Raw genomic sequence first — 19021 nt, 5'->3', positions numbered from 1 at the left:
CAATAAGTAGCCAAAAGGTGAATAAATGTTTAAATATTTTTCTCTGGCCCGCATTTTTAACTTTTAGCCAAAGTGTGAACGATCGTACAAAACTGCAAATAGCGCGAAAACACTGGCGATAAAGCGTGCACCAGATCACACATTAAACATATTCATGCTTACGCAATTCATTTACGTGTCAATTCATGCCTTTTCATCTTTTTGATATTTAAGCGTAAAACCAGGTACTGTTTTAAAAATACCAGCTTACACCTTAAAAACGCCCCATTGACATTTATAATAAAAATTTAACAAGCAAAAGTGATTTTTCGATTCGATTTTTAGCAGACTGATATTTACAAAGTTGATTACTCTCTGTTTTAACAAAATAAGCGACGTTGTCATGTTGAAACGAAACCGTAAATCCAGAGTTAAATGTAACAACGCTGAAATGCGTTATACCTGTCGATTTTTAACACAAGCCGCGTCGTTTTTTTTCTATTTTTTTTGATAAAAATTAAACTTTGTTTGACTTAATAATCACCAGATGCCGCTCGCCTTCCAGTTGCGGAACGCGTAATTTTTCAACAGATTCGACGCTAAAATTGTCAGGTAGTGAGGCAATTTCATCCCCTGGCAATTGCCCTTTTAAGGCATAAAAACGCCCTTTCTCTCCCGGCAGATGGTGACACCAGCTCACCATATCATTCAACGATGCGAAAGCGCGGCTGATAACGCCATCAAACGGCGGTTCGGAGGGATAGGCTTCAACGCGGCTTTGAACCGGCGTGATGTTTTCCAGTTTCAGTTCGTGCTGGACCTGACGCAGAAAACGTACCCGCTTGCCCAGGCTGTCGAGTAAGGTGAAATGCGCGTCAGGGAGAACAATAGCCAGCGGGATGCCCGGCAGCCCCGGTCCTGTTCCTACGTCGATAAAACGCTGTCCCTGAAGATACGGCGCAACGACTATGCTGTCGAGAATATGGCGTACCAACATTTCGTTGGGATCCCGCACTGACGTCAGGTTGTATGCTTTGTTCCATTTGTGCAGCATATCAACGTAGGCGACCAGCAGCGTTTTCTGGTGATCGGTAAGAGAAATACCGGCATCAGCCAGCAGACGAGAGAGTTTGTTGAGCACGGTCATTACCTGTTAATAATCAAATGCCCGATGCGCTTTCGCTTATCGGGCCTACAAATTTGTAGGGCGGGCAAGCGAAGCGCCCCCGCCAAATTAGTGTTATCAAGCGCTACGACGCAGCATACCTTGTTTTTTCAGCCATACCAGCAGAATGGAGATTGCCGCTGGCGTAACGCCGGAGATACGCGATGCCTGGCCGATAGACGCCGGTTTATGATCGTTCAGCTTGGCGATAACTTCGTTCGACAGACCGGAAACCTGACGATAATCCAGCGTGGCAGGCAGCAACGTATTCTCGTTACGTAGTTGTTTTTCAATCTCATCCTGCTGGCGAGCGATATAGCCTTCGTATTTGACCTGGATTTCCACTTGCTCAGCGGCTTGCTCATCTTCAAGCGCAGGCGCGAATGCGGCAAGCGAAGTGAGCTGCGCGTAGGTCATTTCCGGACGACGCAACAGATCTTCGCCGCTGGCCTCACGGGAGAGAGGCGTGGTCAAATGCGCATTCACTTCATCGGCGGATTCCGCAGACGGCGTTACCCATGTCGATTTCAGCCGCTGACGTTCGCGTTCGATACTTTCCAGCTTCTCGTTGAAGCGCGCCCAGCGTTCATCATCCACCAGACCCAGCTCGCGGCCCATTTCGGTCAGACGCAGATCGGCGTTGTCCTCACGCAGCATCAGGCGATATTCGGCGCGGGAGGTAAACATGCGATACGGCTCTTTGGTGCCCAGCGTACAGAGATCGTCCACCAGCACGCCGAGATAAGCCTGAGAACGCGCAGGCGCCCAGCCCTCTTTGTCGGCGGAAAGACGCGCGGCATTCAGACCAGCGAGCAAGCCCTGCGCCGCAGCCTCTTCATAGCCGGTAGTACCGTTGATTTGACCAGCAAAGAACAGGCCGTGAATAAATTTACTTTCCAGAGTCGGTTTCAGATCGCGCGGGTCGAAGAAATCGTACTCAATCGCATAACCAGGACGAACGATCTTCGCGTTCTCCATGCCCTGCATGGAACGGACAATCTGCATCTGCACGTCAAACGGCAGGCTGGTGGAGATACCGTTAGGGTAAATCTCGTTAGAGGTCAGTCCTTCCGGCTCAAGGAAGATCTGATGCTGGTTACGATCGGCAAAACGCATCACCTTGTCTTCGATCGAAGGACAGTAGCGCGGGCCGATCCCTTCGATCACGCCAGCGTACATTGGGCTACGATCGAGGTTATTACGAATCACGTCATGGGTTTTCTCATTGGTATGCGTGATGTAACACGGCACCTGTTGCGGATGCTGAGAAGCATTCCCCATAAACGAGAAAACCGGCATCGGGTTATCGCCATGCTGTTGAGCCAACACGCTGAAATCGATAGTACGCGCATCAATACGCGGCGGTGTGCCGGTTTTCAGGCGGCTGACGCGTAGCGGAAGCTCACGCAGACGGCGAGACAGCGGGATGGATGGCGGATCGCCAGCACGACCGCCGCTGTAGTTATCCAGACCAATATGAATTTTGCCATCCAGGAAGGTTCCGACGGTCAGTACCACCGCTTTCGCGCGGAATTTGAGCCCCATTTGGGTCACGGCGCCGACAACGCGATCGTTTTCGACAATCAGATCTTCAACCGCTTGCTGGAAGATCATCAGATTCGGCTGATTCTCCAGCGCGGTACGCACCGCCTGGCGGTATAAGACTCGATCCGCCTGAGCCCGGGTAGCGCGAACGGCCGGACCTTTGCTGGCGTTTAGTATCCTAAACTGAATACCTGCCTGATCGATCGCTTTCGCCATCAGACCGCCGAGCGCATCCACCTCTTTTACCAGATGTCCCTTTCCAATACCGCCGATCGCCGGGTTGCAGCTCATCTGTCCCAACGTGTCAATATTGTGTGTCAAAAGCAGAGTCTGTTGACCCATACGCGCTGCGGCCATCGCGGCCTCAGTGCCTGCATGACCCCCGCCAATAATAATGACGTCAAAAGGATCCTGATAAAACATGGTAATTGCCTCGCATAACGCGGTGTGAAAATGGATTGAAGCCCGGGCGGTGGATTCTACTCAACTTTAGCCGATGGAGAAAGCCCCGGGATCCGGGCTATTAAAAAGAAGATCTTTTTATTTAGAGATCTGTTCTATTGTGATCTCTTATTAGGATCGCGCCAGGCTGTGGATAACCCGGATCCTGTAATAAAGATCAATGCGTTGGAAAGGATCACTAGCTGTGAATGATCGGTGATCGTGGCCCGTATAAGCTGGGATCAAAACGGGTACTTATACACAACTCAAAAAGTGAACAACGGTTATTCTTTGGATAACTACCGGTTGATCCAAGCTTTCCACCAGATTTATCCACAATGGATCGCACGATCTTTACACTTATTTGAGTAAATTAATCCAGGATCCGAGCCAAATCTCCGCTGGATCTTCCGGAATCTCATGTTCAAGGATGTTGATCTTCAGTGTTTCCCCAACCTGTTTTGCGCCAGCGTCTTTCAGTTCCGCTTCTATTTTCTCAATCGCGCCGCAAAACGTGTCGTATTCTCGACTACCAATGCCAATTGCGCCGAAACGTACCGCGGAAAGATCGGGTTTCTGCGTCTGAAGGTCTTCATAGAAAGGGGTCAGGTTGTCCGGAATGTCTCCGGCGCCGTGCGTTGAGCTGATTATCAGCCAGATCCCGGAAGCTGACAGATCCTCTAATAACGGACCGTGCACCGTTTCGGTTGAAAAACCGGCAGCTTCCAGCTTTTCCGCCAGATGTTCCGCGACGTATTCGGCGCCGCCCAGGGTGCTGCCGCTGATAAGAGTAATGTCTGCCATTGATCGCTCGCTCAGGTAAAGAGGCTGCATTGTACTCTGTGAACGAGCTGGGATCTACCTGTGGAAAAATGTGGGATTAAAAAAGCCGATCATGGCTTGATGGTGCGCATGATCGGGTTCTGCAAGACGATCAGTGTCTCAGTGGACTGAATTTCATCAATTGTTTGGATCTTGTTGATAAGTACGTGCTGAAGCGCGTCGATTGATTTGCACATCACTTTTATAAAGATGCTGTAGTGACCGGTGGTGTAATACGCTTCCGTCACCTCATCCAGGCTTTCCAGCCGGGCCAGTGCGGAGGGATAGTCTTTGGCGCTTTTGAGAATGATGCCAATAAAGCAGCCCACATCGTAGCCCAGCTGTTTAGGGCTGACGTCAATCCGTGCGCCCGTAATGATCCCGGCCTGCTTCATTTTCTCGACGCGAACGTGAATGGTTCCAGGGCTAACGCCAAATTGTTTGGCCAGTTCGGCGTAGGCGGTGCGGGCATTTTCCATTAAGGCGTCAAGTATGCCGCGGTCCAGATTGTCGATCTGATAATTTTCCATCGCTTTTTCTTATGCTGATTAATGATTATCTCTATTTTAGCCATTATTTTTAACGAATCAAAATCGAAGTTGGCTTTTTATCTGTTGATTATTGAATAGTGCTCTCGTTTTGTTGCTTAATCATAGGCAACAGGACGCAGGAGTAAAAAAATGAAAACCGCTTACATTGCCAAACAACGTCAAATTAGCTTCGTGAAATCACATTTCTCTCGCCAGCTTGAGGAGCGTCTGGGTCTGATTGAGGTCCAGGCGCCGATCCTGAGTCGCGTAGGAGATGGTACGCAGGATAATTTGTCCGGCTGTGAAAAAGCGGTGCAGGTAAAAGTGAAAGCGTTGCCTGACGCCCAGTTCGAAGTGGTGCATTCACTGGCGAAGTGGAAACGTCAAACCCTGGGGCAACATGACTTCAGCGCGGGCGAAGGGCTGTACACGCACATGAAAGCCCTTCGCCCCGATGAAGACCGACTCTCTCCGCTCCACTCGGTCTATGTGGATCAGTGGGACTGGGAGCGTGTCATGGGCGATGGCGAGCGCCAATTTTCCACCCTGAAAAGCACAGTAGAGGCTATATGGGCTGGAATTAAGGCGACGGAAGCAGAAGTGCATAAACAGTTTGGTCTGGCGCCGTTCCTGCCAGAGCAAATTCAGTTTGTTCACAGCCAGGAGCTGTTGTCTCGCTATCCGGATCTGGATGCGAAAGGGCGCGAACGCGCGATCGCCAAAGAACTTGGCGCCGTTTTTCTGGTGGGGATCGGCGGTAAACTGAGCGATGGCCACCGCCATGATGTACGCGCGCCGGATTATGATGACTGGAGCTCCGCATCTGAGCTGGGCTACGCCGGTCTGAACGGCGATATCCTGGTGTGGAACCCGGTGCTGGAAGATGCGTTTGAGCTTTCCTCTATGGGTATTCGCGTAGATGCCGATACGCTGATGCGCCAGCTGGCGTTGACCGGTGATGAAGATCGTCTGCAACTGGAGTGGCATCAGGCGCTGCTGCGCGGCGAAATGCCGCAGACCATCGGCGGCGGGATTGGGCAGTCGCGTCTGACGATGTTGCTGCTGCAATTGCCGCATATTGGTCAGGTACAGTGCGGCGTATGGCCCGCGCAGGTTCGCGAAAGCATTCCTGCTATTTTATAAGCCGTTAGCGCCGCCAGCGTCTCAGCAGGCGGCTTCGCATCCCGGTGTCAAAGCGCCAGATATGATCGAAAATGCGCATGATGCCGGGTTTGCCGTGCGCCGACATCGCCACCGCATGGAATCGATGCTGGTGAAGACGCTGCAACTCTCCCACTTTGCTCACCACGTCATCCGGCAAGCGCTGGGCGATAAAATCCGAAATGACCACCGCATCGGCATCAAACCATTCCCGTCCCTGCATTCTTTCAATAATGGCGCGAAAACAGCTGGCGATATCCGTGCCGCCGCGAAAACGTTGACTTAAAAAGCGGATAGCCTGCTCGATACCTTCCGGGCCGGAGAGTTCATAACGCACAACGTCAGTGGAAAACAGCATAATAAAGCAGCGGCGGTTATCCGCCAGCGCAACGCGCATCAACGCCAGGCAGAACGCTTTTGCGCACTGCTCGTTAAATCCTCCCATCGAGCCTGAAGTATCGACGCAGACAATAAACGGTCCGCGCGGCTGCTCGTCGACATCCTGGTGTACTACCGGCCGTTCGGTCACTTTCTCACGCCACGCTTCGCCATGCAGGCGATAGGTGAGGAGCTGTTTTTCCACTAACCGGCGGTAAAATTCATATTCCAGCTCGGTGATGCCGAGCGTCGCCAGCTCTGGCGGCAACAGGCGCAGAATATCATCGCCTTGCTGTATACCGTCAACCTGCTCCGGCACCGTTGCGGGTTCGCGTACCAGTGTACGAAAGGTTTCCATCGGCGCGTCTTTTTTCGGTACCGATTTGGCTTCCCGCGAACGTCCCAGTTGTTCCGCCAGTTGCATTAGCTCCGGCTGGGCGGCGAGAAATTCGCCGTATTTTACGATCAGTTGATAATCACCACGTTTAAGCTGGCCCGCGCTCATATCCCACAGGCGGCCTGCGGCATTATCATTTTCCGCCAGCGTCGGTTCCAGTTGCCCGCTCAGCGTCATCCGTTCCTGAACGTCACTCAGCAACTGCTCGCGCTCTTCTTCCAGTAGTTGCTGATTTAACGTGGTGGCCTGCACGACCAGACTTAACCGCCAGCGTTGCAAAAAAAGCGTGTGTAGCGCAGGGGTAAAGGTACTGTTGCTCTCCGTCAACTGCTTCGCCTGCGCGGCATACGGTGAATGCAGGCGGTGAAGCAACGCCAGTATTTGCGGCAGTTGCACGATGAACTGTGGGGTAGAGAGAAGTTGGCTTTGCTGATAACACATGACCTCTTCCGTGAGTTCCGGCGGAACGCGTGCGTCTTTAAGACGGCTGCGTAGCGCTTCCCGCCAGCGCGGGAGATCGGCGGTCACGGCGTTTTTTAAACGCGGAAACTTTTCAAAGAAAATGACCAGTTGTGGGGAAGCCAGTAGCGCGAGGATCATCTCTTCGACCATTCCCTCTTCGCTGACGGCCAGCATGGTATTTAGCGTATCCAGCGTCAGCATTGTTGCGCCTGGCGGATCTGTTCTCCTACATCCTGCAGGCTGGCCTCAATGCGCCCTAACCAGTCGCTGTGAATAAACAGGCAATGTTGCTGCTCGCTGAAGCGAGTATGCTGCTGGCGCCAGTCGTTTTCTAACGTTTCCAGCTGCTGTTTGATCTCCGCAGGCATACTGTCTTCAGCCGCTCCCGGTAACGCCAGACGGGTACCTTGTAGACTGATGTCGCGCACCACCAGATGTTGAGCGTTATCGACTTCCATATTCAGCGTTTGGGCAAAGCCGATCCCGTTCAGTTTGCCGCGGATCTCGCCGCCTTTGGTCAGCCAAAGTTCCAGCGCGCTGCGGTCAAAGGTAATATGGATCACTTCCATATCATGCAGTTTTAGCGGTTTTTGTAGCAATAACGTCAACGTTGACGCACTGGCTTCCGGCGGTAAAGTGTAATGCGGGCGGCGGCTGAACATACCGCCTTCTTTAATGACGGTGAAGGCGGTTTTATCGCTTTGCTGTTGCTGCAACTGGAGGCGGCGCTGGACAATACCGCCGAGGCGAGTCAGCATGGCCTGCTGCTGCCAGGCGTGTCCGGTCATCAATATTTCCAGTTGCTGTTGCATGAGATTCAGACTCTGCGCGTCATACCACAAGCAATCTTTTAGCAGGATAAGGTCAATCGGCGCAACCGCGTCACGTCCGCTAAAGAAGGCGCTGGCCTGTAACAGGCGGATGGCTTTCTTCCAGCGACGGTCGGAGACATAAGGCGCATTCGGCAAATTATCCAGCTGTTGGCGCAGAGTAAATATCAGCTCAAAGACCGGATCAGGCAGTGAAATCGCGCCGATATCTTTTTGCCACTGTTGATATTCTTCGTCGCTTACCTGTAACGAGGCGGGGACCGGGTTATCACTCTCATCCTGCTGACTAACCAGCATGGAGCGGAAATTGGCTTTATCCTGAACTTTATCCAGCCACAGACGAATCAACATTCGGTCGTACAAGGCTTCCAGGCTGCTGTCCGCTTCGGGCAGTTCGTTAGAGGCCGCCACCAGCAGCCGCATCGGAATTTTTTCCTCAAATGCGCCGTTGCGGAAATGGCGTTCGTTAATGGCGGTCAGCAATGTGTTCAGGATAGCGGGCCCGGCTTTCCAGATTTCATCCAGAAAAACGATTTCGGCTTCGGGAAGGTAGCCGGTCGTTAAGCGTTCATAGCGACCTTCATCTTTCAGCGCCTGAATAGAGAGCGGGCCAAAAACCTCTTCCGGCGTGGAAAAGCGTGTCATCAGATATTCAAAAGCGCGGGCGCGCTGGAAAGCAAACTTCAGGCGGCGGGCAATCAGACTCTTGGCGATACCGGGCGGGCCCAACAAAAAGACGCTCTCACCGCTTAACGCCGCCAGTAGGCAAAGGCGTATGGCATGACTACGTTCATACAGTCCCTTCTCAAGGGCGCTGCTCAGACGGGAAATTCTTTCCGCTAATAAATGTGGGTGAGCCATAATAAAGAGGCGTCCTTTCGACAAATGGATCATGCTAATTGCGAGTATAGACGTTTCACCACCGGGGCTGTAATCGTCTGACGCGCTGTTTATTTTTCTTTGAGCCAGGTTAATCTGGCTTCATTTAGGGGTACGATTTTATGATTAATCGTGCATACTGTGCGCTTTTTTGTGGGCCAAGGGACTAAGCACACATTTCATATCTATACACTCATTCATTCAAACTACATCAAGGCGGCAAAGGAGTGAATCCCCTGGCACTGACTTAAACGTGTGACTGGGGTAAGCGAATGCAGCCGACAAGGAGGTAGCGTGAAGGGTGACGTGTATAAACGAAAGATGAGTCTATGAGCACTGATAATAAGCAATCGTTGCCTGCGATTACCCTCGCAGCTATTGGGGTTGTCTACGGTGATATTGGTACCAGCCCGCTTTATACGCTTCGTGAATGTTTGTCCGGTCAGTTTGGTTTTGGCGTTGAACGAGATGCCGTGTTTGGTTTTCTGTCGCTGATCTTCTGGCTACTCATCTTTGTGGTTTCCATCAAATATCTCACCTTCGTGATGCGCGCCGATAACGCGGGTGAAGGTGGAATTTTGACGCTGATGTCGCTTGCCGGGCGTAATACCTCGGCGCGCACCACATCCATGTTAGTTATCATGGGACTGATAGGCGGCAGCTTTTTCTATGGCGAAGTGGTCATTACGCCGGCGATTTCGGTGATGTCGGCGATTGAAGGCCTGGAGATTGTCGCGCCGCAGCTGGACACCTGGATTGTCCCGCTCTCCATTATTGTGCTGACTCTGTTGTTTATGATTCAGAAGCACGGTACGGGAATGGTAGGGAAACTCTTTGCGCCGATCATGCTGACCTGGTTTTTAATCCTGGCGGTACTTGGCCTGCGCAGTATTATCGCCAATCCCGAAGTGTTACATGCGCTGAATCCTGTCTGGGCGGTACGTTTTTTCCTTGAATATAAAACCGTATCATTTATTGCGTTGGGCGCGGTGGTGCTGTCGATTACCGGCGTAGAGGCGTTGTACGCCGATATGGGACACTTCGGTAAGTTCCCGATTCGCCTGGCGTGGTTTACCGTGGTATTGCCGTCGTTAGTACTGAACTACTTTGGTCAGGGCGCATTGCTACTTAAGCATCCGGAAGCGATTAAAAACCCCTTCTTCCTGTTGGCGCCGGACTGGGCGTTAATTCCGCTGCTGATTCTGGCCGCGCTGGCGACGGTGATCGCCTCCCAGGCGGTCATTTCCGGCGTCTTTTCGCTGACGCGTCAGGCCGTGCGTCTTGGCTATTTGTCGCCAATGCGCATTATCCATACCTCCGAGATGGAGTCCGGTCAGATCTATATCCCTTTCGTTAACTGGCTGCTTTATTTCGCGGTCGTGGTTGTTATTGTTAGCTTTGAGCACTCCAGCAACCTGGCGGCGGCCTATGGTATCGCCGTGACCGGCACGATGGTGCTGACGTCTATTCTTTCTACGACCGTGGCGCGTAAGAACTGGCACTGGAACAAATATTTTGTCGCGCTGATCCTCATCGCATTCCTGTGCGTGGATATCCCGCTGTTCTCGGCTAACCTCGATAAATTGTTGTCCGGCGGTTGGCTGCCGCTGAGCCTGGGTCTGATCATGTTCACGATCATGACCACCTGGAAGAGCGAGCGTTTCCGTCTGTTGCGTCGTATGCATGAACACGGTAATTCGCTGGAAGCGATGATTGCTTCGCTGGAGAAGTCACCGCCGGTTCGGGTGCCGGGTACTGCCGTATACATGTCGCGCGCGCTCAGTGTGATCCCTTTTGCTTTATTGCATAACCTGAAGCACAACAAAGTGTTGCATGAGCGCGTAATCTTACTGACGTTGCGTACAGAAGATGCGCCATATGTGCATAACGTTCGCCGGGTGCAGATTGAGCAGTTGTCTCCGACATTCTGGCGCGTGGTGGCTAGCTACGGCTGGCGCGAAACGCCAAACGTTGAAGAGGTGTTCCACCGCTGCGGTCTGGAAGGGCTTAGCTGTCGGATGATGGAAACGTCGTTCTTTATGTCGCACGAGTCGTTGATTGTCGGCAAACGCCCGTGGTATTTGCGTCTGCGTGGCAAGCTGTATTTGTTGTTGCAACGCAACGCCCTGCGCGCGCCGGATCAGTTCGAGATCCCGCCTAACCGCGTGATTGAGTTAGGTACGCAGGTCGAGATTTAACCTCCCATCAACATGCCGGGGGCCGCGTTGGCTTACCCGGCCTGACCAATCCGTAGATTCCCACAAGATAATCGCCTGATGGCGATTATCTTCACCTGATTTCCGCTAGCGAAACGTTTCGACGGCGATCACAATTCTGTTACGTCATGATGGTTTTATGAACACATCCAGGGTTACACTGCGGCCAGCGAAACGTTTCGCTAGTGGAGCAGAAAAATGAAGAAAGGCACCGTACTCAACTCTGAAATCTCGTCGGTCATTTCCCGTCTGGGGCATACTGATACTCTGGTGGTCTGTGATGCGGGTTTACCCATCCCGAATAGCACCGCGCGTATCGATATGGCACTAACCCAGGGCGTACCTTCTTTTATGCAGGTGGTGGATGTCGTGACCCGGGAAATGCAGGTTGAGGCGGCGATTCTTGCAACGGAAATCAAACAACAGAATCCGCAGCTCCACGAAACGTTGCTCACTCACCTTGAGCAACTGCAGCAACACCAGGGAAACACCATAAAAATTAGTTATACGACACACGAACAATTCAAAAAATTGACTGCAGACAGTCAGGCGGTGATTCGCAGCGGGGAGTGTTCCCCGTATGCGAACGTCATTCTTTGCGCTGGCGTTACGTTCTGAGGCCGCTATGGACGCATTACTGCAACTCAAAGGGATCGATAAAGCGTTCCCCGGCGTGAAGGCTCTCTCCGGCGCCGCGTTAAACGTTTATCCTGGCCGCGTTATGGCGCTGGTGGGGGAAAACGGCGCCGGAAAATCCACCATGATGAAAGTATTAACCGGCATCTATACGCGAGATGCGGGATCGTTGTTATGGCTGGGTAAAGAGACCACCTTTAATGGGCCTAAATCGTCTCAGGAAGCCGGGATCGGCATTATTCATCAGGAACTGAACCTGATTCCGCAGTTGACCATTGCGGAAAACATCTTCCTGGGCCGTGAGTTTGTGAATCGCTTTGGCAAAATCGACTGGAAAAAGATGTATGCCGAAGCCGACCACCTCTTAGCCAAACTCAATCTGCGTTTTAAGAGCGATAAGCTGGTGGGCGAACTCTCTATCGGCGATCAGCAAATGGTGGAAATCGCCAAAGTGCTGAGCTTCGAATCCAAAGTCATCATTATGGATGAACCGACCGATGCGCTGACCGACACTGAAACCGACTCTCTGTTCCGCGTTATCCGCGAATTAAAATCGCAGGGGCGCGGCATTGTCTATATCTCCCACCGTATGAAAGAGATCTTCGAAATTTGCGATGACGTGACGGTCTTCCGCGATGGGCAATTTATCGCCGAGCGTGAAGTGGCCACGTTGACCGAAGATTCTCTTATCGAAATGATGGTGGGACGTAAGTTGGAAGATCAGTACCCGCATCTGGATAACGCGCCGGGTGAGATTCGCCTGAAGGTCGATAATCTGTGCGGACCGGGCGTGAATGATGTCTCTTTTGTGCTGCGAAAAGGCGAGATCCTTGGCATCTCCGGCCTGATGGGCGCCGGTCGCACCGAGCTGATGAAAGTATTGTACGGCGCGATGCCGCGAACCAGCGGTTACGTGACGCTTGATGGACACGAAGTGGTGACGCGTTCTCCGCAGGACGGACTGGCCAATGGCATCGTTTATATCTCTGAAGACCGTAAGCGCGATGGACTGGTGCTCGGCATGTCAGTTAAAGAGAATATGTCGCTGACGGCGCTGGACTATTTCAGCCGCGCTGGCGGAAGCCTGAAACACAAAGATGAGCAGCAGGCGGTGGGGGATTTTATCCGTCTGTTCAACGTCAAGACGCCGTCAATGGAACAGGCGATAGGCCTGCTTTCTGGCGGTAATCAGCAAAAAGTGGCGATTGCCCGCGGGTTGATGACGCGCCCGAAAGTGCTCATTCTCGACGAGCCGACCCGCGGCGTGGACGTCGGCGCCAAGAAAGAGATTTATCAGCTTATCAACCAGTTTAAGGCCGACGGCCTGAGCATCATTCTGGTCTCATCTGAGATGCCAGAAGTATTAGGCATGAGCGATCGCATCATCGTCATGCATGAAGGGCATCTCAGCGGTGAATTTACTCGCGAGCAGGCCACCCAGGAAGTGTTAATGGCTGCCGCAGTGGGCAAGCTTAATCGCGTGAATCAGGAGTAAAAAAGATGACAACCCAGGCTGTTTCTGGTCGCCGTTATTTCACTAAAGCGTGGCTTCTTGAGCAGAAGTCGCTCATTGCCCTGCTGGTGTTGATCGCGATTGTTTCGACGTTGAGCCCCAACTTTTTTACCGTTAATAATCTGTTCAATATTCTTCAACAGACCTCCGTCAACGCCATTATGGCGGTGGGGATGACGTTGGTGATTCTGACATCGGGGATCGATCTGTCCGTCGGTTCCCTGCTGGCGCTCACCGGCGCGGTTGCCGCTTCAATCGTCGGCGTTGAAGTGAATGCGCTGGTCGCGGTTGCCGCCGCGCTGGCGCTGGGCGCTGCGATTGGCGCCGTCACTGGCGTTATCGTCGCGAAAGGCCGCGTACAGGCGTTTATCGCTACGCTGGTGATGATGCTGCTACTGCGCGGTGTAACGATGGTTTACACCGACGGTAGCCCGGTCAACACCGGCTTTACCGATAACGCCGATCTGTTTGGCTGGTTCGGTATCGGCCGTCCGCTGGGCGTTCCTACGCCGGTCTGGATCATGGCTATCGTCTTTATCGCCGCCTGGTATATGCTGCATCACACCCGTCTGGGACGCTATATCTACGCGCTGGGCGGTAACGAAGCGGCGACGCGCCTGTCTGGCATTAGCGTGAGCAAAGTGAAAATTATCGTCTATTCACTTTGCGGCCTGACAGCGTCGCTGGCGGGCATCATTGAAGTGGCGCGCCTCTCTTCCGCGCAGCCGACGGCGGGTACCGGCTATGAGCTGGATGCTATTGCCGCCGTGGTGCTGGGCGGCACCAGCCTTGCAGGCGGTAAAGGACGCATTGTTGGGACATTGATCGGCGCATTGATTCTCGGCTTCCTTAATAATGGTTTGAATTTGTTAGGTGTTTCCTCCTATTACCAGATGATCGTCAAAGCGGTGGTGATTTTGCTGGCGGTACTGGTAGACAACAAAAAGCAGTAACAACGACTACAGGACATCTGAAATATGAACATGAAAAAACTGGCTACCCTGGTATCTGCTGTTGCGCTGAGCGCCACCGTGAGCGCGAATGCAATGGCGAAGGACACCATTGCGCTGGTGATCTCTACCCTCAATAATCCCTTCTTCGTGTCGTTAAAAGACGGGGCGCAAAAAGAGGCGGATAAACTGGGTTATAACCTGGTGGTGCTGGACTCCCAGAACAACCCTGCCAAAGAGCTGGCGAACGTGCAGGATTTAACCGTTCGCGGGACCAAAATTTTGCTGATCAACCCGACTGACTCCGATGCGGTGGGTAACGCGGTGAAGATGGCTAACCAGGCGAAGATTCCGGTTATCACGCTTGACCGCCAGGCAACCAAAGGCGATGTCGTCAGCCATATCGCGTCTGATAACGTGCTGGGCGGTAAGATCGCTGGCGACTATATCGCGAAAAAAGCTGGCGAAGGCGCCAAAGTGATTGAGTTGCAAGGCATTGCCGGAACATCTGCGGCGCGTGAGCGTGGCGAAGGTTTCCAGCAGGCGGTAGCCGCCCACAAATTTAATGTCCTGGCCAGCCAGCCTGCCGATTTCGACCGTACTAAGGGTCTGAACGTCATGCAGAACCTGCTGACCGCGCATCCGGATGTTCAGGCTGTCTTCGCCCAGAACGATGAAATGGCGCTGGGCGCACTGCGCGCGCTGCAAACTGCCGGTAAAGCAGATGTGATGGTGGTTGGATTTGACGGTACGCCGGATGGCGAAAAGGCCGTAAAAGATGGCAAACTGGCAGCGACTATCGCTCAGTTACCGGATCAAATCGGCGCCAAAGGCGTTGAAGTGGCGGATAAGGTGCTGAAAGGCGAAAAAGTTCAGGCCAAATATCCGGTTGACCTGAAACTGGTCATCAAGCAGTAATAAACGACACGGGTCAACTATGGCCTGATGGCGACAGAAATACGCGAGCCTCCGCTGAGGTGAACGTAAAAAAAGAAAAGCAGGGCACGCGCCACCCTAACCGGTGGCGCACTTTGACGTGGAACCCCGAATATGAAAACCGCAGGTAATCTCATCGTCCTTGGCAGCATTAATGCCGATCATATCCTTAATCTTGAGTCCTTCCCTACCCCGGGTGAAACGGTAACCGGTAGCCATTATCAGGTCGCGTTTGGCGGGAAAGGCGCGAATCAGGCGGTTGCTGCGGGACGTAGCGGGGCAAATATTGCGTTTATCGCCTGCACGGGCGATGACGATATTGGCGACAGTATTCGTAAACAATTAGTCAGCGATCGTATTGATATCGCGCCAGTTAGCGTTATTAAAGGCGAGTCTACCGGGGTGGCGCTGATTTTCGTTAACGGCGAAGGCGAGAACGTCATCGGTATTCATGCCGGAGCGAATGCCGCGTTATCGCCGGCGTTGGTTGATGCGCAACGTGAACGTATCGCGCAGGCGGATGCGTTACTGATGCAGCTGGAATCGCCGCTGGAAAGCGTACTGGCGGCGGCGAAAATCGCCCATCAACATCATACTACTGTTGCGCTGAACCCGGCGCCTGCCCGTGAGCTACCGGATGAACTGCTGGCGCTGGTGGACATCATCACGCCAAATGAAACGGAAGCTGAAAAGCTGACGGGCGTGCGTGTGGAAAATGACGACGATGCCGCGAAAGCTGCGCAGGTTTTGCATGATAAAGGCATTCGAACCGTATTAATTACCTTAGGAAGCCGTGGCGTCTGGGCCAGCGTAGACGGCGAGGGCCGCCGCGTTCCTGGATTTAGCGTTGAGGCTGTCGATACCATTGCCGCCGGAGATACGTTTAACGGCGCCTTTATCACCGCGATACTGGAGGAGACGCCGTTGCCGGAAGCGATTCGCTTTGCCCATGCCGCCGCCGCGATTGCCGTAACGCGTAAAGGCGCGCAACCTTCCGTTCCGTGGCGCGAAGAGATAGAAGCGTTTTTACATCAGCAGGGGTAACGCTTGGCTACTATGAAAGATGTTGCCCGCCTGGCGGGAGTCTCTACATCGACGGTCTCTCACGTTATTAACAAAGATCGCTTTGTGAGTGAGACGATTACTGAAAAAGTTGAAGCGGCGATTAAATCACTTAACTATGCGCCTTCCGCGCTGGCGCGAAGCCTCAAGTTAAACCAGACCCGCACGATTGGTATGCTAATTACCGCCAGTACCAACCCTTTTTATTCCGAACTGGTGCGCGGCGTTGAGCGAAGCTGTTTTGAGCGCGGTTATAGTCTGGTGCTGTGCAATACCGAAGGCGACGAGCAACGGATGAACCGCAACCTGGAGACGCTGATGCAAAAACGGGTAGACGGTTTACTGCTGCTGTGTACCGAAACGCATCAGCCTTCTCGTGAAATCATGGAGCGTTATCCGTCTATTCCTACCGTCATGATGGACTGGTCGCCGTTTGATGGTGAGGGCGATAGCGATCTCATTCAGGATAATTCGTTGTTAGGCGGTGATCTTGCCACCCAACACCTTATCGATAAAGGATTTACCCGAATAGCCTGTATTACCGGCCCGCTGGACAAAACGCCAGCGCGTTTGCGGCTGGAAGGGTATCGGGCGGCGATGAAACGCGCAGGGCTGGCTATTCCGCAAGGCTATGAGATCACCGGCGATTTTGAATTTGGCGGCGGCTTTGACGCCATGCAGGCGTTACTCGCCCATCAACAGCGACCGCAAGCGGTTTTTACCGGAAACGATGCGATGGCTGTCGGCGCCTATCAGGCGCTATATCAGGCGGGGCTTCGTATCCCGCAGGATATGGCAGTCATTGGCTATGATGATATTGAGCTGGCGCGCTATATGACGCCGCCGCTGACGACTATCCATCAGCCGAAAGATGAATTGGGCGAGCTGGCTATTGATGTGTTGATTCATCGGATGGCGCAGCCCGCCTTGCAACAACAGCGACTTCAGCTTACTCCGGTTTTGACGGTGCGTGGGTCGGTTTAGATTTATGCCGTTCTTTAATCAGATTGTTGCCGTCTTTGGCTCTTAGCAGCATAAACATCAGCGCGGACACGATAGTGATCGCCCCCATCGTGATAAAGGTATAGTGGAACTGTTCCACGGTACTGGTGCCCGCAAAACCTTCATAAATACGTAACACCGCCGCGCTGATCGCCACGCCTAAACTGATAGACAATTGCTGCGTAACCGCCAGAACGCTGTTGCCGCTGCTGGCGTTATCGTCTGTCAGATCCGCAAGAGTAATCGTATTCATTGCCGTAAATTGAGTGGACATCGCCATTCCAAGAATGAATAGCGGCAGTACGAGCATCCAGATCGGCATGGCGGGAGATTGAAACGAAAACTGGGCAATCATCAGACCGATAAATACCGTAATGCCGACCAGAGTCTTCCGGTATCCCAAACGTCGTAAAACCTGCGTTACGGTCGATTTCGCGATAATAGAACCCAAAGCCGTCGGCGCCATCATGCAGCCGGCGATCAGAGCCGGGTAGCCAAAACCAACCTGTAGCATTAACGGCATCAAAAAAGGTACGCAGCCTGTCCCCAGACGCGTGGCGAGGTTGCCGGCAATACCGACGGAAAATGTGCGTGTCTTAAACAGCGATAGTGATATTAACGGTGTCGGATGACGGCGGGCGTGGCGGATATAGGCCAATAGTAGAACGATACTGCAAAAAATAATGGCGGATGCGATCCATGTCGCCACAATCTTTTCGCCAAACAGTTCCATTCCGCTGGAAAATAAAACCAGACTTAACCCAAAAAGAAAGAAGCCGGTCATGTCAAACTTGCGACGCGGCGTGGTGAAGTTGGGCATATATTTGCGGGCATACAGAATGCCTGCAACACCAATGGGAATATTAATCAGGAAGATCCAGTGCCAGCTTGCCCAGGTCACCAGTACGCCGCCTAATACCGGCCCCAGAATCGGACCTACCAGCCCCGGCATAGTGACAAAGTTAAGAACGGGCAGCAGCTCACTACGCGGATAGGCTCGCAATAACGCCAGCCGCGCCACTGGCATCATCATCGCTCCGCCGACGCCTTGTACGACGCGAAAAATAACCAATTCAGATAGTGAACTGGAGAGCGCGCAGGCCAGCGAGCCTAACGTAAACAGACTTACGGCAACCATAAAAACGCGACGCGTACCAAAGCGGTCAGCCAGCCGCTTACCGGAATTAACATAGCTACTGTCAGGGTATAACTGATAATAGCGGACTGCATGGCGAGTGGTGAACGGTTAAGACTATGCGCAATAGCCGGTAAAGCGGTATTCAAAATGGTGGCGTCTAGCGCCTGCATAAAGAAGGCCATCGCCGCGATCCACGGCAGGCCAGCCATACTGCGCGCTTTTTTGCTGGTCATTCAATATCCTGTTAATTATCTGGTCTCTCATTGGGCGCTATTAACAACGCCTGGCAGGCCTGGAAAGCGCGTTCGCCGTCGCCATCAGCGATGGCATCAACAATGGCCTGGTGCAAATCCAGCTTTACCACCTCGTTATAGGTGATTGAGGTAAAGTAAGTGTGATAAACCGAATGAAATAGCGTCGCAAAAGAGATTAGAAAGGGATTGGCGCTCATTTCGTAGATATGCTCGTGCCACGCCATATCCACTTCAATCCAGCGTTCACGCTTAAAATGCTTTTTCAGCGCGACCATCTCTTCCATTAAGGCATTAAGCCGCGCTTTCTGCTCCGGTGTGCCAAGAGTCGCCGCCAGCAGGCAGGCTTGCGGCTCCAGGCTAATACGCATCACCAGAAAATGCTCTACCACCTGATGAAAATTTTCTTCCGTCATCCACCAGGTCAGCAGCTCTTGATCCAGAAAGTTCCAGTTTCCCTGCGGCATCACCCGCGTACCAATGCGCGGACGAGGTAGCACCATACCTTTAGCCGTCAACGTTTTCACCGCTTCGCGAACTGCCGTTCGACTTACGCCGTACTGCTCGCCCAGTTCTATTTCGCCGGGAAGAATAGTACCGGGGGCGTAGTCACCCTTTAATATCCGCTGCGCCAGCTTTTCAGCCAGAACATAGGATAGATTTTTCTGTGCGGCTAATTGTTGTGCGCTTAAAGGCATGAATGTTCTTCCTTTCTCTTTCGTTTGGTT

The 19021-nt window shown here is 52.7% G+C and carries 15 protein-coding genes and 1 pseudogene; 8 read left to right on the top strand and 8 right to left on the bottom strand.

Annotated elements, in window-relative coordinates; all coding sequences use genetic code 11:
* Window positions 1-496: 496 nt before the first annotated feature.
* From rsmG to asnC, 4 genes are all read right to left on the bottom strand, one after another.
* A complete protein-coding gene (rsmG, locus tag J1G48_RS22470) occupies window positions 497-1120 on the bottom strand; it encodes a 16S rRNA (guanine(527)-N(7))-methyltransferase RsmG (RefSeq protein WP_001519938.1) in 624 nt (207 codons plus the stop codon).
* A 102-nt stretch (window positions 1121-1222) separates the two neighbouring features.
* On the bottom strand, window positions 1223-3112 hold the full coding sequence (gene mnmG, locus J1G48_RS22465; protein ID WP_000499875.1) for a tRNA uridine-5-carboxymethylaminomethyl(34) synthesis enzyme MnmG: 1890 nt from the start codon (window positions 3110-3112) through the stop codon (window positions 1223-1225).
* Between the two features lie 378 nt (window positions 3113-3490).
* On the bottom strand, window positions 3491-3934 hold the full coding sequence (gene mioC / locus J1G48_RS22460; RefSeq protein WP_000763720.1) for an FMN-binding protein MioC: 444 nt from the start codon (window positions 3932-3934) through the stop codon (window positions 3491-3493).
* Window positions 3935-4023: 89 nt separating this feature from the next.
* Complete coding sequence (gene asnC / locus J1G48_RS22455; RefSeq protein ID WP_000433016.1) at window positions 4024-4482, bottom strand: transcriptional regulator AsnC; 459 nt, start codon at window positions 4480-4482, stop codon at window positions 4024-4026.
* Between the two features lie 150 nt (window positions 4483-4632).
* On the opposite strand from asnC, the gene asnA reads away from it, so the two are divergent.
* Entirely contained in the window at window positions 4633-5625 is a 993-nt protein-coding gene (gene asnA / locus J1G48_RS22450) for an aspartate--ammonia ligase (RefSeq protein WP_000845123.1), read from the top strand.
* Window positions 5626-5629: 4 nt separating this feature from the next.
* On the opposite strand, the gene viaA is transcribed toward asnA, so the two are convergent.
* Both viaA and ravA read right to left on the bottom strand, forming a co-directional pair.
* Window positions 5630-7081, bottom strand: a complete 1452-nt coding sequence (viaA, locus tag J1G48_RS22445; protein WP_000956588.1) for an ATPase RavA stimulator ViaA — start codon at window positions 7079-7081, stop codon at window positions 5630-5632.
* Window positions 7075-8571 carry an ATPase RavA gene (ravA, locus tag J1G48_RS22440; protein ID WP_000940987.1) on the bottom strand — a complete coding sequence of 499 codons (1497 nt, stop codon included), beginning with the start codon at window positions 8569-8571 and terminating at the stop codon, window positions 7075-7077. Before ravA ends, viaA begins: the two co-directional genes overlap by 7 nt.
* A 347-nt stretch (window positions 8572-8918) precedes the next feature.
* On the opposite strand from ravA, the gene kup reads away from it, so the two are divergent.
* The 7 genes from kup (at window position 8919) to rbsR (ending at window position 16886) form a co-directional block, all read left to right on the top strand.
* Window positions 8919-10787, top strand: a complete 1869-nt coding sequence (gene kup, locus J1G48_RS22435; protein ID WP_000102338.1) for a low affinity potassium transporter Kup — start codon at window positions 8919-8921, stop codon at window positions 10785-10787.
* 216 nt (window positions 10788-11003) lie between these two features.
* Window positions 11004-11423 (top strand): D-ribose pyranase, encoded by a 420-nt coding sequence (gene rbsD, locus J1G48_RS22430; RefSeq protein ID WP_000715944.1) that lies wholly within the window; start codon window positions 11004-11006, stop codon window positions 11421-11423.
* A gap of 7 nt (window positions 11424-11430) precedes the next feature.
* Window positions 11431-12936 (top strand): ribose ABC transporter ATP-binding protein RbsA, encoded by a 1506-nt coding sequence (gene rbsA / locus J1G48_RS22425; protein WP_000339359.1) that lies wholly within the window; start codon window positions 11431-11433, stop codon window positions 12934-12936.
* A 5-nt stretch (window positions 12937-12941) separates the two neighbouring features.
* Complete coding sequence (rbsC, locus tag J1G48_RS22420; protein WP_000211345.1) at window positions 12942-13907, top strand: ribose ABC transporter permease; 966 nt, start codon at window positions 12942-12944, stop codon at window positions 13905-13907.
* A 24-nt stretch (window positions 13908-13931) separates the two neighbouring features.
* Complete coding sequence (gene rbsB, locus J1G48_RS22415; RefSeq protein ID WP_001056260.1) at window positions 13932-14822, top strand: ribose ABC transporter substrate-binding protein RbsB; 891 nt, start codon at window positions 13932-13934, stop codon at window positions 14820-14822.
* A 132-nt stretch (window positions 14823-14954) separates the two neighbouring features.
* Window positions 14955-15884, top strand: a complete 930-nt coding sequence (gene rbsK / locus J1G48_RS22410) for a ribokinase (protein ID WP_000844728.1) — start codon at window positions 14955-14957, stop codon at window positions 15882-15884.
* Window positions 15885-15887: 3 nt separating this feature from the next.
* Window positions 15888-16886 carry a ribose operon transcriptional repressor RbsR gene (gene rbsR, locus J1G48_RS22405; RefSeq protein ID WP_000224487.1) on the top strand — a complete coding sequence of 333 codons (999 nt, stop codon included), beginning with the start codon at window positions 15888-15890 and terminating at the stop codon, window positions 16884-16886.
* Here rbsR and mdtD read toward each other — a convergent pair.
* Both mdtD and J1G48_RS22395 read right to left on the bottom strand, forming a co-directional pair.
* A pseudogene (mdtD, locus tag J1G48_RS22400) lies at window positions 16852-18275 on the bottom strand (multidrug transporter subunit MdtD). The gene rbsR and the pseudogene mdtD overlap by 35 nt on opposite strands.
* An 11-nt stretch (window positions 18276-18286) precedes the next feature.
* Window positions 18287-18991, bottom strand: coding sequence for a FadR/GntR family transcriptional regulator (locus J1G48_RS22395; RefSeq protein WP_001131148.1), 705 nt, complete (start codon window positions 18989-18991; stop codon window positions 18287-18289).
* Between the last annotated feature and the right edge of the window lie 30 nt (window positions 18992-19021).

The organism is Salmonella sp. SAL-020 (assembly GCF_017372215.1).
Classification (GTDB): domain Bacteria; phylum Pseudomonadota; class Gammaproteobacteria; order Enterobacterales; family Enterobacteriaceae; genus Salmonella; species Salmonella enterica.
This window is presented reverse-complemented; position numbering and strand designations above follow the sequence as displayed.